Below are 15,140 nucleotides of genomic sequence, written 5' to 3'. Positions count from 1 at the left end.
TCAGACCTGGATCCGGTCGGCGACCGCAGCCGCGACCCGGGCGATGGCCTCGTCGATCGGCACCCCGTTGTCCTGGCGTCCGTCGCGGTAGCGGAAGGACACCGCACCTGCCTCCACGTCGTCGGCGCCGGCGATCATCATGAACGGCACCTTCTGGAGCTGGGCGTTGCGGATCTTCTTCTGCATCCGGTCGTCGGAGTCGTCGACCTCGACGCGCAGACCCTGCGCCTTCATCTTCGCCGCGACGTCGTACAGGTAGTCGGCGAAGGTGTCGGCGACCGGGATCGCCTGCACCTGCACCGGCGCCAGCCAGGGCGGGAACGCGCCGGCGTAGTGCTCGACGAGGACCCCGAAGAAGCGCTCGAGCGAGCCGAACTTCGCGGAGTGGATCATCACCGGCTGGTGCTTCTGGCCGTCGGCACCGTTGTACTCCAGGCCGAAGCGGGCCGGCTGGTTGAAGTCGTACTGGATGGTCGACATCTGCCAGGTGCGACCGATCGCGTCACGGGCCTGCACGGAGACCTTCGGCCCGTAGAACGCAGCACCACCCGGGTCGGGCACGAGCTCGAGACCGGACTCGATGCAGACGTCCTCGAGCACCTTGGTCGCGATCGCCCAGTCCTCGTCCGAGCCGACGAACTTGTCGGGCTTGGAGTCGTCGCGGGTGGAGAGCTCGAGGTAGAAGTCGTCGAGACCGAAGTCCTTGAGCAGACCCAGCACGAAGTTCAGCAGGTGCTTGATCTCGCCGGGCGCCTGCTCGGCGGTGACGTAGGAGTGCGAGTCGTCCTGGGTCAGACCGCGCACGCGGGTCAGGCCGTGCACCACTCCGGACTTCTCGTACCGGTAGACCGAGCCGAACTCGAACAGGCGCAGCGGGAGCTCGCGGTAGGACCGACCGCGGGAGCGGTAGATCAGGTTGTGCATCGGGCAGTTCATCGGCTTCACCATGTAGTTCGAGCCCTCGAACTCCATCGGCGGGAACATGGTGTCCGCGTAGTACGGCAGGTGACCCGAGGTGTAGAAGAGCTGGTCCTTGGTGATGTGCGGAGTGCCGACGTACTCGAAGCCCTCCTCGATGTGGCGCTGGCGGACGTAGTCCTCCATGACGCGCTTCAGCACGCCGCCCTTCGGGTGGAAGACCGCGAGACCGGAGCCGATCTCGTCGGGGAAGCTGAACAGGTCCAGGTCGCGGCCGAGCTTGCGGTGGTCCCGGCGCTCGGCCTCCTCGATCCGGTGCAGGTGCTCCTCGAGCGCCTCCTTGGACTCCCAGGCGGTGCCGTAGATGCGCTGCAGCTGCTTGTTCTTCTCGTTGCCGCGCCAGTACGCAGCAGCGCTCCGCATCAGCTTGAAGGCCGGGATCCGCTTGGTGGTCGGCAGGTGCGGACCGCGGCAGAGGTCCTTCCAGGCGACCTCGCCGTTGCGGTCGAGGTTGTCGTAGATGGTCAGCTCGCCGGCACCGACCTCGGCGTCGGCACCCTCGGCAGCCTCGGCGGCCGAGCCCTTGAGACCGATCAGCTCGAGCTTGTACGGCTCGTCGGCAAGCTCCACGCGGGCGTCGTCGTCGGAGACCGGACGGCGGGAGAACCGCTGGTTGTCCTTGATGATCTTGCGCATCCGGGTCTCGATCTTCGCGAGGTCCTCGGGCACGAACGGGGTCTCGACGTCGAAGTCGTAGTAGAAGCCGTTCTCCACCGGCGGGCCGATGCCGAGCTTGGCGTCCGGGAACAGGTCCTGGACCGCCTGGGCCATCACGTGCGCGGTCGAGTGCCGCAGGATGTCGTGGCCGTCCGCGCTTTCGATCAGCACGCCCTCGACCTCGTCACCGTCAGCGAGCTCGTAGGCGAGGTCCTTGAGCGAGGCTTCGCTGGTTGAGGCTGTCGAAACCCTCGCCGCGATCACGTCCGGCTCGTCCTTGAAGAGCTCCCAGGCCTTCGTGCCCGTGGTGACCGCCTGCTCGGCCTTGCCGGCTGGGCTGATCACGGTGACGAGTACGTCGGACACAGGTGCTCCTGGAGGAGAAGGGAACGGACCGGGCAAGCCTAGCGACGTCACTCTCCGCGATTCTCACCAATATGGCTGAGCATCCTGCCCATGGACGACCAGATCGGTCAGAGACTCCGACGAGGGCCCGTCACCGGTGGGTCGGCAGCACGCAGGCGGCGTCCAGGCCGTAGATCCGGTTGAGCCGACCGAAGCCCATCCACGAGCCGATGCACATGCTCAGCTCGACCGTCTCTGCCTGGGTGTAGTGCTCGAACATCCGGTCCCAGAACGCGTCGTCGATGGCGTGGTGGTCGGTCGCGTAGAGCTCGGCGAACTCCGCGGCGAGGCGGGTTCGCTCGTCGAAGCGGTCGGTCGTGCGCCAGTTCGTGACGGCCTCGGCGAACTCCTCCTCGACCTTCTCCCCGTCCCGCTCGGTGCGCCAGTCCAGGCAGAACAGGCAACCGTTGACCTGGGCGATCTTCAGCCGGGCAGCCTCGAACTCGCGCAGGCCGAGCGTGCTGTGCTCGTAGACGGCCATCGCGAACATCGAGGCGGCGATGCCGATGCCGGGAACCATCTCGCCCCAGACGTAGTTGATCGGGTCCTTGTCCTCGGGGATGTCGATCCTCATGCCGTGCTCCTCTGTTGTGCGGCCGCGCCGAGTCGCCCGGCAGCCGGTCGTAGGGGGATGTCCAGTGCGTCGTACAAACCGGGGTGGGCGGCGACCAGCCAGTCGATCGCGCCGACGAGCCGTCCGACCGCGGTGGCGTTTCCGCCGTCCGCGCGGTTGCCCTTCTCATCGGTGGCCTCGACGCTGACCTCGATGCGCGGCACGCCCTCGATGATCACGCGATGCGCGCCGTCGCCGGTCGGCGGCACCGGCCAGTCCGGGGCGCAGGAGGCGTGGATGCGGGTGACGTGCTCGACGACGATCAGCGGCTCGCCGCCCACGATGCCCTGCACCTCGAACCGGATCGCGCCCTGCGTGCCGGCCTCGAAGACCCCCATGGCCTCGGTGTTCACCGTCGCCTCCAGCGGCCGGCGCTCGACGACCTCCCGGATCTCGTCGAGCTCGACCTCCAGGGCCCGGGCGATCATCCGGACCTGTCCGCCCCAGACCATCGTCGGCACCGTCGCCGCGATCATCGGGGCGTCGTACTCCATCGGCTGCCCCATGCCGACGAGGTAGCGGACCGAGTCCTCCTGGTCGTAGGTCGTGTAGTCGAAGATCTCCTGGCAGCGGATCACGTCGATCTCGGTGCCCAGACCGCTGATCAGCACCGGCAGCACGTCGTTGCCCCAGCCCGGGTCGACACCGGAGGCGAAGAGCGAGCCGCCTCCCTCGGCGACGGCTGCCAGTAACCGGTCGCGCATCTCGGCCGGCGCGTTCGCCTGGTCGTAGAGCGCGTAGAGCGCCGGGGTCACGACGACCGCCCCTGCCCTGATCGCGCGCTCGACATCGGCCAGCGCGTCATCGGGGCGGATGTCACCGGAAGCCGCGTACACGATCGCCTGCGGCCCGGCCGCCAGCACGGCGTCGACATCGTCGGTCGCGGCCACGCCGAGGTCGCGGTCGAGCCCGGCGAGCTCGCCGGCGTCGCGTCCGACCTTGTCCGGGTTGTGCACGATCACACCCGTCAGCTCGAGGGCCGGGTGCGCGGCGACAGCCCGGACGGCGAACCGTCCGACGTTTCCGGTGCCCCAGACGACCGTCGAGATCATGGGTCGACCATAGAACGAAAGTGGAACGTGTTCTAGTCCTAGGATCCAGGCATGGCTACTCCTGAGCGCGTCCGCGTGACGCACGTCTTCAAGTCCGACCCGCAGACCGTCTTCGAGAAGCTGGCCGAGCACGAGAACCTCGGTCCGGTCTTCGGCGCGAACATCACGCGCCTCAGCGACGGCACCACCTCCCGCAACGGCGCCGGCTCGGTACGCCGCCTCAAGATCGGTCCGCTGCCGGCGTTCGAGGAGACCACCACGACCGCCGAGCCGTACTCCCTCATCGAGTACCGCATCACCAAGGGCAGCCCGCTCAAGGGTCACTGGGGCCGCCAAGAGCTCTCCCCCACCGCGGACGGCGGCACCCAGCTCGTCTACACGATCGGCTTCGACTCCAAGATCCCCGGCATGGCCGGCATCGTCGCGAAGCAGCTCCAGGCCGGGCTCGCCAAGGGCCTGCCGAAGCTCACCGACTGACCTGCGCGCCAACGACGAAGGCCCGGCCGTCTCGGCCGGGCCTTCGTGCTGCGGTGGGCGATACTGGGTTCGAACCAGTTTCCGTAGGGCTTTGCGTTACTGGGCCTGACCTGGGTTTTCACCGCAGTTTCACGCTTAAAACCGTACAGTAGCGCGTGTCGCTCATGGACACAGGAAGACACGCTTTTACTCTCGATCTGGCACGTATCTGGCACGACGAGAGGACTCCCCCGGTGGCGAACGCCAAGGGCAGCAAGGCCCGCTTCGGCAGTACCCGGCGACTCCCGAGCGGCCGCGTCCAGGCCCGCTACACCGGCCCCGACGGGGGGTCGCACACAGCGCCGACAACCTTCGACACGATCGGGGACGCCGAGACCTGGCTGGCCACCGTCCGCGCCGACATCGTCCGTGACAGTTGGGACCCCACCCTGGCGGCAGGACCTCGGAAGCAGCTCCGCTTCGGCACCTACGCCGAAGCGTGGCTGGGCGGCCGCACCCTCGAGGCCCGCACCCGGGCCCACTACCGAGCACTGCTAGATCGCCAGATCCTCCCTACCTTCGAAGACCTCGCCGTCCGACACATCACACCCGACCTGGTGCGCGCCTGGTACTCGACGACGGCTCTCGACAAACCCACGCTTCGAAGCCACGCCTACGGCCTGCTCCGCACCATCCTCGGCCAGGCCGAGCGCGACGGACTGATCCCGGCCAACCCCTGCCACATCCGAGGCGCCGGCAACGCCAAGCGCGCCAAGAAGGTCGAACCGGCCACCCTCGCCGAGCTCGAGCAACTCGTGAACGCGATGCCCGAGCGCTACCGGCTCATGGTCCTGCTCGCATCCTGGTGCGCGATGCGCTTCGGTGAGCTCGCAGAACTCCGACGCGAAGACGTCGACACCAAGACCGGTGTCATCCGAATCCGCCGAGGCGTGGTGCGCGCGGCCGGCGAGACGATCGTCAAGAAGCCGAAGACCGACTCATCGATCCGCGACGTCGCGATCCCCCCACATCTCCTGCCGTTAGTGCGCGAACATCTGCTCAAGCACGCCGCGCCAGGCAGAGGTGCGCTCATGTTCCCTGCTCGAGGCGGCGGCCACCTGCAGCCCTCGAGCCTGTACCGCGTCTACTACCCGGCCCGCCTCGCCGCCGGCCGACCCGACTTGCGCTTCCACGACCTCCGCCACACCGGCGCCGTTCTGGCCGCGCAAACCGGCGCAACCTTGGCCGAGCTCATGGGCAGGCTCGGACACTCGACACCGGGAGCCGCGCTCCGCTACCAGCACGCAGCTCAAGACCGAGACATGGAGATCGCCCGCCGACTCTCGGCGCTCGCCGATGGACTCGAGGCATGAAGCTCGTCTGTTCTGGTGGCACCACTGATCGCCGACCTCCGCACAAGCCGCGCGCTCTGATCAGCCTGTACCTGGACGACCGCGGGGAGATCATGGCCGCCGAGCGCGGCAAGGTACTCGCCGCATACACCAGCCTCGACGGACACCTGCAGTCATCGACAGCTCGAGAGGACACCTGGCGTTGGGTTCAACCACCCAGCTACCTGCTCGACGACGAGTCACTGCCCGGATGGGACGAGCACGCTTGGCGGATCACCTGTCCGAGCTGCCCGACCCTCGACCAGCTCGTCAACGAAGATCGTTTCAAGCAGCGATTCCACGAAGCCCTGCGTGTCGGGGACACGGCGATCGACGTGCGCGACCTAGAGTGACGTTCTGTCACCGAGAGTCCGCTCCGGTGACCCCGAGGCGCTACCGGACACGAAGCGCACAGCCAGACCCGCTTACCCGGTGGGGTGTGATTTAGCCACCCCCAGGAGCGGCCTCATGGCTTCCAAGGACTCCCCCACCAACAAGCGCCGGCTCGTCACGATCGCCGCCGCGGCCCAGTACGCCGACGTGAACCCGCGGACCATCCGCCGGCGAATCTCTGACGGCTCGTTGCCCGGCTACCGCATGGGCCCGCGCGTGATCCGAGTCGACCTGAACGAGCTCGACGCGCTCCTCCGGCCGATCCCTGCGGCCGGTCCTGCGGCCTGATGCCCGCGAACGCAAACGACCGCCCAGGGCGAAACTGGGCGGTCGCCTACGAAAACACTGCTGACCATGTCACGGCGCCCCGACAGATCGGCGTGACATGACCTGGACGAAACTCTCGGACGACTTCACCGATCGCCCCGAACTGCTCGAGATCTCGCGCAGTGCACGGATGCTCCTCATCGAGCTGATCGTCTACTCGAACCGGATGCTCACTGACGGCCGAATCGCGGCTGGGGCTGTGCGACGCCTCACCGACTCGACCGACCCAGAGACGGAGCTGCTCGAGCTCGAGAGTGCAGGGTGGGTGACGCTCGTCGAGAACGGCCGCGCCTACCAGGTCGACTGGTCCGACCAAGAGAGTGCCTCCGACGTGAGGGACCGGCAAGATGCAACGAAGGAGCGCAAGCGGCGAAGTCGCAAGCACCTCGCCGGCGACCACTCACTCTGCCTCCCGGGCGCACGGTGCCGGGCGCTGGTCACACATCCCGTCACGCGTGACAAGACGCGTGGGTCACAGAGTGGGTCACACTCCCCCGTCCTGCCCGTCCCGGCCCAGAGCCGGGACGGGGGGCAGACCCGGCTACGGTGCGCAAACGGATCACCGATCGCGCCCGACGGCACTTGCTGCGGGCGCACCCACCTAACGGCGGAGTCGGCATGACGACCGGGTGCGACGAATGCACTGGCGGACTTCTTGACCCGAACTCGGACCTGCCGCGACCTTGTCCGACCTGTCGCCCGTGGCTCGCGCCTTGTCCGACCTGCGGCGATAGGGCATCGCATTGCCGGGCACGCCGCGCGGAAATCGGCTCGTGTTGCCCCGGATGCCCTCACACCCCGCCACCCCTCAAGAAAAGGGCTAACCACGATGACTGAACCGAATGCCGTCGACAAGAGCGAACTCAGTCACGCACGCCTACAGCTTGATTTCCCGCCGGGCGATCACGTAACCGGCAGCCATCAGGACAGCCACTCCGGCCGCGACCCCGAAGAGCTTCCAAGTGTCAGCCGAGAACATGGATCCATTCGTGTCCCAGCCCATCAGCGCCGCGCCAAGACTGCCAGCTGCCAGCGAAACCAGCGTCATCAACACCGCCGTGGACTGCACATCGGTGGCCGTGTCTGCGGGCGTTGGCGGGGTCGCGTATTCAACGAGCCGTTCTTGGATCTTCTGCTTGAGCTGGTCGGCGCCGTCCATGTCGTCCGGGACCTTGGCCAGAAGGTCCAGGTCACCCATGAGTTGGTTGCGCGTCCGCGCGGCCTTCGAGCCGCGCGCCATCGACTCTTTTGCGACCAAGACCACAAGACCGCTAACGGCCGAGATCAGCGCAGCCCAGACAGCATCCGGCATGGTGCTAGACGCTATCCCCACGTAGTGCCAGATGACGAAGGTTCCGAGGCGCTGTCTGGACCGCCAAGAAATCCAGCCACCGCCCCAACGAGCGGTGCACTGGACTATCCGGTCCTCTCCCCCCGGCAGACCCTGGGAGCGCGATCGGACCTGGAACTACGTTGGTTCTGGCTCTTCTATCGCAGCTCCCGGCCAGTGCGAGGCGGCCGCCGTGGCTAAGCGCCCGACGATCCCGTGCACCCGATGTGGCCAGTTGCTCTGGTCAGGGCCCACAACCCGGCCTGATGCTGAGCGGGTCTGCCGCAGCTGCACCGCAGCGCCACCTGTCGCGGTTGGCCAGCTCTGGGAAAGCGCGGACAGGCGATACGCCGGCTTCCGAGTCGAGGTGGTCGCAGTCGACGGCGACTTCGCAACGTGCCGAGTGGTCGCGGGCTCGACCGGAGCCCGAGTCAGCACGGTCGGCCGCACCTGGCGGGTTCAGGTTCGGCGCTTCAGACCGAAGAACACCCGCGGGTATCGCCTGGTCGGAACGGTCGAAGGCGGTGCGACCAATGTCTGATCCGTGGCCACCGCCTGAATCCTCGGCGCGGCCCTGGCATGACCAACGGCTTCCTCTCCGGTCCGGCCACGGCACCGCAATGATCCGTGTCCGTCTGGTGCGCCTTTGGGGTCAGGACGTCCTGATCAACGAGCAAGACCATGTCTACTGCCCAGACTGCTTCCAGTTCCTCGCCGTCGAAGAACTCGGCGCGCCGGACAACTACCACCGAGTTGGTATTCGTCGCCCAGGCGTCACGTTTCCGATGAAGAACGATGACGAACCACGCGGCCATCCGGGGCCGGCGGGAATGCAATGGTGACAAACGCATCCGCGACGGAGGTTAGATCCTGGGAAGGCTTCGCGATCGCCATCTCTTCGGACCGCGTCCTGCTAAGTGCACAGGGTGCCGCGATCGTCGCCGTCATGGCCGCCCAGCTCGAGCGCTCGGCGCAGCGACCGCTGACGCCATCGCTGCGCCACATTCGTGACGTCTGCCGGTATGTAGCTCTAAACGGACTAGTGCATCCCGACGACGGCGGACATGCGGACGTCCGCCCGACGCCGGTCGGTGCAACATCGTGGATCAACAGCACGGAGGCAGGCGAAGCGCTACGGATCTCACCACGTCACTGCCGCCGACTGGCTGAGGACGGTTCGCTCCTGGCGGCCCGCAAAATCCGCGGCCGGTGGAAGTTCGACGCCAACGAGATCGCCGCACTGGCAAAGGAAAGGAGATCAGCATGAGGTTTCGCAACAGGCCGAAGGCGGACAAGGCCCACGGGAACAGCGCCGCCACAGACGTCCACATGCACACGCCCGAACGTGTGGCGATGACCGCTGGGATCCGCGACCTGCTGGGACTCGATCCCAACGCTTCTGCGGACGAGATCGCCGCTGGAGCCGTGAAGGTGGCCGAGGACGCCCAGGCTCGGCGTGTAGCTGAGGCCGAGTTCGAGGCACTGCCGTTTGAGGAAAAGATGGCGAAGATGCTGGGGTTCCCGGCCGGCATGCCCCACGACAAGCTGGGGACGGCGATCATCGCGCGCCTCGAGGAGATGAATCAGCGCCGAGCCGAGCAGTTAACGCGGCCGCGGCTTGAGCTCTCGCTCCCAACTTCCCAAGCCGCTACCGGCCGCGAAGTCGAGATGGACTCGATGTTCAACAGCGGCGTGGTCGTCAGGATCGACCCGTGGGGCCGCAACCCGTTGGCCGAGGACGCGCGGCAATCCCTTCCGATGGACTACGCGGCCGCCCTCACAGAGGGACCCGTCCCGAAGCTCTTCAAGGCGGGCGGTGACCTCCCCGCGTTCATCGCGTCCGGAACTGACCCGTCGATTCTGCTGCGCTTGCCATGGAACGCCCGTCACGCGGCTGCCAAGGCCGATGGGGCGAAACTCTTCCAGATGGTCGAGGACCTCTCGGGCGATGGCGGGTTCGTCATCGCCGAGACAGAGTCGGTGAATGGCGCCGGCTATATCGACCATGAGGCGAACCAGGAGTACTTCATCCGCGTTTCCGACTGGGTCACCGGCAAGGACCAGGACAAGCTCAACCCATCGCCCGCGCGGATGAAGGCAATCAACTCGGCCTACGACTCGATGTTTCCTGCGGAGGCAGAAGCCAAGCGCGAGGCGGCGATCGCCGCAGCGCAGAAGAAGGCGAAGGAGAAGCACGTAGCTGAACTCCAGGCAATCCGAGAGGGCGTCCAAAGGCTCGACGCACGGGACGGGTATCGAGCGTGACGATCTGGCGCGCGATTCGAGCCGGCTGGGTTCTCCTTCGGGGCCTAGACGGACGGCTCCAAGCTGCGCGCCGACGCTCGCCGGGCGCCTCGGGAAACGGCGGGGCGGACGACCCGTCCCGAGGCGCCCGGTCGGTCTACAGCTCGGCCGAACTCGCCGTCAGTTCGAACGACGAGCTCCAGGCATACGCGGGAATGCGGCTAGCCGCCCTCTACATCCAGGCCATTGCCGCCGGTGACGACGAAGCTGCCCTCAAGTTGCTCGCCGGGGCCGACTCTGTCGAGCTGTGCTGGATCGCGGCGTGCCTCGGGGCCGAGCTCCGTGCGTCGATCTCCCGGGAACTAGGTGAAGACCACGAGCTCCTAGCAAGGGCCTTCCACGGTGCTGTTACGCGTGCGCAGGGCATGGCCGCGGTCTACAGCGCAGAGCTGGTTCTCCGCGACGCCGACATGGGCGGGCATGAGTCATGAATAGTCTCGCGCGGGCCGCGATCAGCGATGGCGAGGCAAAGATCCGGATGCTCGAGCTCGCGCAAATGGTTCTGGATCCCGAACGCGCCGACCCGCGACACCCTCGAGAGGTTCTCGCTGCCGAGCCCGATCTTGCTGGGATCGCCTTCCTGGCGATCGGGACGGTCGTCGTGCTGTTCCTGGAGAAGGACCAGGACGCCGTTCAGTTTCTTCGAGCGATGATCACCCAGGCCCGCGAGGACCTGATCAACCTCCGACTGTTAGCGGGAGGTGACCACCTTGGCTGACGATCTCGTCGCAGAACTCGATGTCGAGCCCGTCCTGCGCAACGTCCGCGCGTCGATCGTCCGCCAGGCCGGCGGCGACTTCGAGCGCGCAGGCGCCGACATTGGCCGCCGTGCTGGCGACTCCGCCGCGAAGACGATGTCCACCCGCCTCGGCCATGGCCTCAAGGAAGGCCTGTCGGGGATCGGCCTCGGCATCGTCGCCGGCCTCGGTGTCGAGCGGCTCTTCGACTCCATCATCGAGGAGTCCGAGCAGGCCATCCGGGTCACCAAGATCACCGCCCAGGAGATCGCCACCACCGGCGGCGCAGCGCACGTCACGGCAGGCCAGGTCAACGAGCTGGCCAACCAGATGTCCGAGTACGCGGCGATCGACGACGAGGTCATCCAGTCCGGCGAGAACGTCCTGCTCACCTTCCGCAAGGTCCGCAATGAGGTCGGCGCCGGCAACGACATCTTCGACCGCGCCACCAAGGCCAGCCTCGACCTGTCCACGGTGCTCGGCACCGACCTGAACTCCACGGTCAAGCAGCTCGGCAAGGCACTCAACGACCCGGTCAAGGGCATCACCGCGCTCGGCCGCGCCGGCGTCCAGTTCACCGCCGGCCAGAAGGCCCAGATCAAGGCCCTGGTCGACAGCAACCGGCTCCTGGATGCCCAGAAGATCATCCTCACCCAGGTCGAGCACAACGTCGGCGGCGCGGCCGGCGCCAACGCCACCGCCTTCGACCGCCTCGGAGTCTCGGTCAAGAACCTCGAGGAGTCCCTCGGCACCGTCCTGCTGCCCGTTCTGGACAAGGCCGCCGAGGCGACCTCGGACGAGGTGATCCCAACTCTTCGCACGGGTGGTGGGATTGTCGAGGACTTCGCTCATGCGTGGGACGGGCTGCCTGGTCCGATCAAGGAGGCCGCCGGGGCTGTCGCAGCGTTCAAGGCTGCACAGGCTCTGGGGCTCACCACGTCCCTTGCCTCCGGTGCGGCAGCAGCTGGCTCTGCTGTCTCGTCGCTGGCGCTTCGGACCTCGTTCATGGTCGGGGTCTATCGGCAGGAGATCGGCGCTGCGACCGGAGCCACCGCGGCCAACGGGCGCCTGGCCGCGTCATACACGGCCGTGAAGGCCGCCGCCGCAGGGTCAGGGGCTGTGGTCGGAACGTTCGCGAAGACAGCCGGGAGCGTCGCCCTCCTCGCTGGCTCGTTCAAGCTGCTCGACTCCCTAGCCCCGGACGACAAGGCCGTCGCGCGGTACGTCGACCGCCTCGAGGCACTCGCCGGGCCGAAGATCCCGGACCAGATCGACAGGCTTAACGAGGAGCTGAAGAAGCAGCAGCAGATCGTCGACGACGCCTTCGGGCCGACATTCCACGTCTTCGGCTCCACAGTCACACCGTTCGACTTCGGCAGCGACTGGAAGACCGCGGACGAGAAAGTCCGTCAGATCAAGGACCAGATCTCCGAGCTGAAGCACCAGGAAGACCTCAACACGATCGCGACCAAGCAGGCCGCCTCAGCAACCGGCACCTACGTCTCCGAGGTCGACAAGGCCAACACCTCGATCCAGAAGCTGATCGCCTCGGAGAACAAGCGCCACAACGCTCTCCTCGGCCAGTTCAACGACGCCACCGCCCTGGCCCAGCAGCTGCGCGACGCCCGCAAGGAAGCCGCCGACGGCGCCCGCACCCTGGACATCAACACCGAGGCCGGCCTGAAGAACCGCGACGCGCTCGGCCAGCTCGCCGGCCAGTGGAACAGCTCGGCGAACGCGGTGAAGAACGCCAAGGGCGCCTACACCGGATTCCGTGACGACTTCATCAAGATCGCCGAGTCCATGGGCGCCACCAAGGGCGAGGCGAAGAAGCTCGCCGACCAGCTGATCCAGATCCCCACCAACAAGGCGATCAACGTCGACACCCCCGGGATGCGGGAAGCCCGCGAGCAGGCGCGGCTGCTGAAGCTCGACCTGCTCGCAGCCCAGGTCGCCGGCCGCAACATCGTCATCGCCCAGGGCGCACGGAACCGCAGCGAGCTCCAGGACCGGATCAACAAGGCCGGCGGCGGCTCGATCTTCGGCCCGGGCACAGCGACCTCAGACAGCATCCCAGCCTGGTTGAGCAACGGCGAGTTCGTTCAGCGCGCGGCCGCGGTCGACTACTACGGCCTGCCGTTCATGAAGGCCATCAACGAGATGCGGCTCCCCCGGTTCGCCGGCGGTGGCCAGGTCGGCTCAAGCTCCTCGAACGCACCGGTCAGCCTCGCCGGCACCCGGCTCGCCCTGCTCATCGGCGGCCAGGTCGTCGAGGGCGTGATCGCCGAGATCGCGGACACCCGGATCGGCGCACAGCGCCAGATCGACGCCATGCAAGGAAGGGCCTACGGCGGATGAGTCCGAAACGCGAGGAGGTCGCGGTGAGATCAGCGTAGGCGCTCTGCGGACAGCAAGAGACCCCGGCCGCGTGGGGTGGTCGGGGTCTCCGCTCGAGCGCTCGCATGGTTCAGCCCTTGATGTTACGAGGGTCGTTCCCGTAACTGTTCTTCTCGCCGATCTTGCCGTCCATGTTCCGGATCGTGTGTTCGACATGTCGGTCTCGCGCCATGTCCCGGCCTTTGGACTGCGCCTCAGCCTTGGTGTCGTGGACGTTGGCCGCCCGGGAGCTGCCCTCGACCTTGTTCTTCCACTGGCCGTCCTCGTGGTACGTGCTGATGTCGCCCTTAGCCATGCTTTTCACCTCCCTCGTCGGTCTCGTTCTCGTCAATCGCGCGGTTGCCTTCTTTTGCGCGCGGAAGCCATACGACGTCGGCAGTGAGCGCGATCGATTGCCTCTCCCTGCACCCGGCTACGCACTCGTCGATGTGGGTCGTGAGCGCACTCGCGTACTCAGCGAGAACGACCAGCTCGACTCGTGGCTCGCCGTCGTCCACCGCCCACATGAAGGCGCTGTCGCCAAGATCGGGGCGCTCGTAGACCTCAGCGAGGTAGCGCTGAGCGTCGGCGTTTTCGCCGACGCGGTGGTGCGCTAGTGCCAGATTGAGGAGGGTCACGGTGCCGAGGCCGGTTGCAGGCGACAGTGTTGCGCTGCGCTTCAGCGCGCGGATCGCATCGGGCGGGTTGTCGATGATCTGGCAGAAGCCGAGGTTGTTGAGCACCTCCGCGTCGTCCGGTTTCACCTGCGCAAGCGCCCGGTAGACGGCTGCCGCCTCTGCGCGTTTACCGGCGTTGAGGCGCTGTACGGCTACTGCGGTGAACAGAGAGACGTTGACCGTGCTGCTGTCTTCCTGCGCAGAAGACGCTCCATCGCTGGCCTTCACCGCGATCATCTCGGCGATCTTGGCGGCCTCGTGATGGTTCTCCTTCATGATCGCCGACGGGGCGCATCCGGCGCGGTTCGAGAGCAGATACCTGTACTCGCTGAGAAGAGAGTCGTAAGCCCAGCCGTCGGCGTAGGTCTCGGTGAACCGGTCGAGCATCCACCGCGCGTCGTGAAGCGCCACCTTGCTGATCGCCGGCAGGTCCTCGACCAGCCGTAGCTCTTCGAGCGAGGGGACGTCATCGGAGAAGATTCCTGCCGCACCGCGACTGCGGAACCAGTTGGTCAGTGTCGAGACAGTCCTAGGGTCGGTGACGATCGTCGCCGGGTCACTGTCTTCGGGATGACCCAGGAAGTCGCGCAGCACAGGAGCCCAGGCCTTGCCCGATGCGATGAGCTTCTTGAAGGACTTGCTGAGCTCGGAAGCGTCGATGGCAGCCAGCTCTTTGTCGGCGAGGATCGCGACGGCCACGCGGGCGGCACGAGGGAGCGCGAAAGCCGCCGGGATAATTGCATCGGGGTTCATGCCGCGATCGGTGATCGCGTCCAGCAGGTCTGAAACGGCCACGTTGGCGCCATGACCCTCAGAGCCAAGAGCCACCGCACGGTCCTTGAGCACCATCAAGATGGACGTGAAGGTCCACTCTGAAAGCGGCTTCCCGATGTCGGAGAGCAGGCGCCTACGTGCGTCGAACGCATGAACTTCTGCGGTTCGGGGGGCGCGACGTGGTCGGCGCCGCTGGACAGCATCGAGGGACGCGTGACCAAGGTCGTGCCCGGTAGAAGCCGACGCGTGGTCCTCCGGGTATCGCTCCATCAGATCGCGGCACTGCTCGGCGCACTCCGGTCCAGACGAACCGATCTCGAAGAACGGGCAGTCCGGGGTCAGGTCCGGCATCTCGCAGGTGTCGCTCATCTTGGCGACTGCGCGGATCATCAGTCTGCGCTCGGCCTCGTTGGCCCAGGGTCCGTCGGTCACCGGTAGGCATCCCTCCGCTGGGGGATCGTCAGGACGAAGACGAGCGGGTCCGTCTCGTAAATGATCCGGTGGGTACGTCCGAGCCAGATCGAGCGCTTGCCCTCGAGCTTGCCCTTCAACTTCTTGCCGAGTGCCGGCTCGGCTTCGAGGCGCGCGATCAGGGCTTCCGCCTTGTCCCGGAGTGCCGGGGTCATGGCATCGAGGTCCCTGATCGCGCGCTTGCTCAGTTCTGTCATCG

General features: G+C 66.8%; 17 protein-coding genes. 10 read left to right on the top strand and 7 right to left on the bottom strand.

Translation table 11 applies throughout. From position 1 onward, the window contains the following. The 3 genes from thrS to EFL95_RS09095 all read right to left on the bottom strand — a co-directional run bounded on the left by thrS (window position 1) and on the right by EFL95_RS09095 (window position 3,705). Complete coding sequence (thrS, locus tag EFL95_RS09105) at window positions 1-2,001, bottom strand: threonine--tRNA ligase (protein ID WP_123233678.1); 2,001 nt, start codon at window positions 1,999-2,001, stop codon at window positions 1-3. Window positions 2,002-2,131: 130 nt separating this feature from the next. Continuing rightward, window positions 2,132-2,614: a carboxymuconolactone decarboxylase family protein gene (locus EFL95_RS09100; RefSeq protein WP_123233677.1), complete on the bottom strand. Its 483-nt coding sequence runs from the start codon at window positions 2,612-2,614 to the stop codon at window positions 2,132-2,134. Further along, the gene (locus EFL95_RS09095) at window positions 2,611-3,705 is read right to left on the bottom strand and encodes an NAD(P)H-dependent amine dehydrogenase family protein (protein WP_123233676.1); all 1,095 of its coding nucleotides are present in this window, start codon (window positions 3,703-3,705) and stop codon (window positions 2,611-2,613) included. Before EFL95_RS09095 ends, EFL95_RS09100 begins: the two co-directional genes overlap by 4 nt. A gap of 51 nt (window positions 3,706-3,756) precedes the next feature. Between EFL95_RS09095 and EFL95_RS09090 the strand changes: the two genes are divergently transcribed. The 4 genes from EFL95_RS09090 to EFL95_RS09075 all read left to right on the top strand — a co-directional run bounded on the left by EFL95_RS09090 (window position 3,757) and on the right by EFL95_RS09075 (window position 6,233). Next, window positions 3,757-4,182: an SRPBCC family protein gene (locus EFL95_RS09090; protein WP_123233675.1), complete on the top strand. Its 426-nt coding sequence runs from the start codon at window positions 3,757-3,759 to the stop codon at window positions 4,180-4,182. 233 nt (window positions 4,183-4,415) lie between these two features. Continuing rightward, entirely contained in the window at window positions 4,416-5,534 is a 1,119-nt protein-coding gene (locus EFL95_RS09085; protein ID WP_221176355.1) for a tyrosine-type recombinase/integrase, read from the top strand. A 92-nt stretch (window positions 5,535-5,626) separates the two neighbouring features. Beyond that, window positions 5,627-5,905, top strand: a complete 279-nt coding sequence (locus EFL95_RS09080) for a hypothetical protein (protein WP_183407109.1) — start codon at window positions 5,627-5,629, stop codon at window positions 5,903-5,905. 115 nt (window positions 5,906-6,020) lie between these two features. Continuing rightward, a complete protein-coding gene (locus EFL95_RS09075) occupies window positions 6,021-6,233 on the top strand; it encodes a helix-turn-helix domain-containing protein (protein ID WP_123233673.1) in 213 nt (70 codons plus the stop codon). Window positions 6,234-7,149: 916 nt separating this feature from the next. On the opposite strand, the gene EFL95_RS09065 is transcribed toward EFL95_RS09075, so the two are convergent. Next, window positions 7,150-7,584, bottom strand: coding sequence for a hypothetical protein (locus tag EFL95_RS09065; protein ID WP_123233671.1), 435 nt, complete (start codon window positions 7,582-7,584; stop codon window positions 7,150-7,152). A 638-nt stretch (window positions 7,585-8,222) separates the two neighbouring features. Here EFL95_RS09065 and EFL95_RS19215 point away from each other — a divergent pair. The 6 genes from EFL95_RS19215 to EFL95_RS09045 all read left to right on the top strand — a co-directional run bounded on the left by EFL95_RS19215 (window position 8,223) and on the right by EFL95_RS09045 (window position 13,001). Next, window positions 8,223-8,444 (top strand): hypothetical protein, encoded by a 222-nt coding sequence (locus tag EFL95_RS19215; protein ID WP_148045023.1) that lies wholly within the window; start codon window positions 8,223-8,225, stop codon window positions 8,442-8,444. A 104-nt stretch (window positions 8,445-8,548) separates the two neighbouring features. Beyond that, window positions 8,549-8,869 carry a helix-turn-helix domain-containing protein gene (locus tag EFL95_RS19210; protein WP_148045022.1) on the top strand — a complete coding sequence of 107 codons (321 nt, stop codon included), beginning with the start codon at window positions 8,549-8,551 and terminating at the stop codon, window positions 8,867-8,869. Then, window positions 8,866-9,867 carry a hypothetical protein gene (locus tag EFL95_RS09060; RefSeq protein WP_123233670.1) on the top strand — a complete coding sequence of 334 codons (1,002 nt, stop codon included), beginning with the start codon at window positions 8,866-8,868 and terminating at the stop codon, window positions 9,865-9,867. The genes EFL95_RS19210 and EFL95_RS09060 overlap by 4 nt, the downstream gene beginning before the upstream one ends. Further along, the gene (locus tag EFL95_RS19205; protein ID WP_148045021.1) at window positions 9,864-10,337 is read left to right on the top strand and encodes a hypothetical protein; all 474 of its coding nucleotides are present in this window, start codon (window positions 9,864-9,866) and stop codon (window positions 10,335-10,337) included. Before EFL95_RS09060 ends, EFL95_RS19205 begins: the two co-directional genes overlap by 4 nt. Further along, window positions 10,334-10,624: a hypothetical protein gene (locus tag EFL95_RS09050; protein WP_123233668.1), complete on the top strand. Its 291-nt coding sequence runs from the start codon at window positions 10,334-10,336 to the stop codon at window positions 10,622-10,624. Before EFL95_RS19205 ends, EFL95_RS09050 begins: the two co-directional genes overlap by 4 nt. Continuing rightward, a complete protein-coding gene (locus tag EFL95_RS09045) occupies window positions 10,617-13,001 on the top strand; it encodes a phage tail length tape measure family protein (RefSeq protein WP_148045020.1) in 2,385 nt (794 codons plus the stop codon). Before EFL95_RS09050 ends, EFL95_RS09045 begins: the two co-directional genes overlap by 8 nt. Before the next feature lie 109 nt (window positions 13,002-13,110). Here the strand turns inward: EFL95_RS09045 and EFL95_RS09040 are convergent, their stop codons facing one another. Genes EFL95_RS09040 through EFL95_RS09030 form a run of 3 tightly spaced genes read right to left on the bottom strand, consistent with a single transcriptional unit; the run spans window position 13,111 to window position 15,138 of the window. Continuing rightward, window positions 13,111-13,335: a DUF2188 domain-containing protein gene (locus EFL95_RS09040; RefSeq protein WP_123233666.1), complete on the bottom strand. Its 225-nt coding sequence runs from the start codon at window positions 13,333-13,335 to the stop codon at window positions 13,111-13,113. Next, window positions 13,328-14,902, bottom strand: coding sequence for a tetratricopeptide repeat protein (locus tag EFL95_RS09035; protein ID WP_123233665.1), 1,575 nt, complete (start codon window positions 14,900-14,902; stop codon window positions 13,328-13,330). Before EFL95_RS09035 ends, EFL95_RS09040 begins: the two co-directional genes overlap by 8 nt. Beyond that, the gene (locus EFL95_RS09030) at window positions 14,899-15,138 is read right to left on the bottom strand and encodes a type II toxin-antitoxin system RelE family toxin (RefSeq protein WP_123233664.1); all 240 of its coding nucleotides are present in this window, start codon (window positions 15,136-15,138) and stop codon (window positions 14,899-14,901) included. Before EFL95_RS09030 ends, EFL95_RS09035 begins: the two co-directional genes overlap by 4 nt. Window positions 15,139-15,140: the final 2 nt, after the last annotated feature.

It is taken from the genome of Nocardioides marmorisolisilvae (assembly GCF_003725775.1).
Classification (GTDB): Bacteria; Actinomycetota; Actinomycetes; order Propionibacteriales; family Nocardioidaceae; genus Marmoricola; species Marmoricola marmorisolisilvae.
Note: the sequence above shows the minus strand (reverse complement) of the source record. Positions and strands in the feature narration are given on the sequence as shown.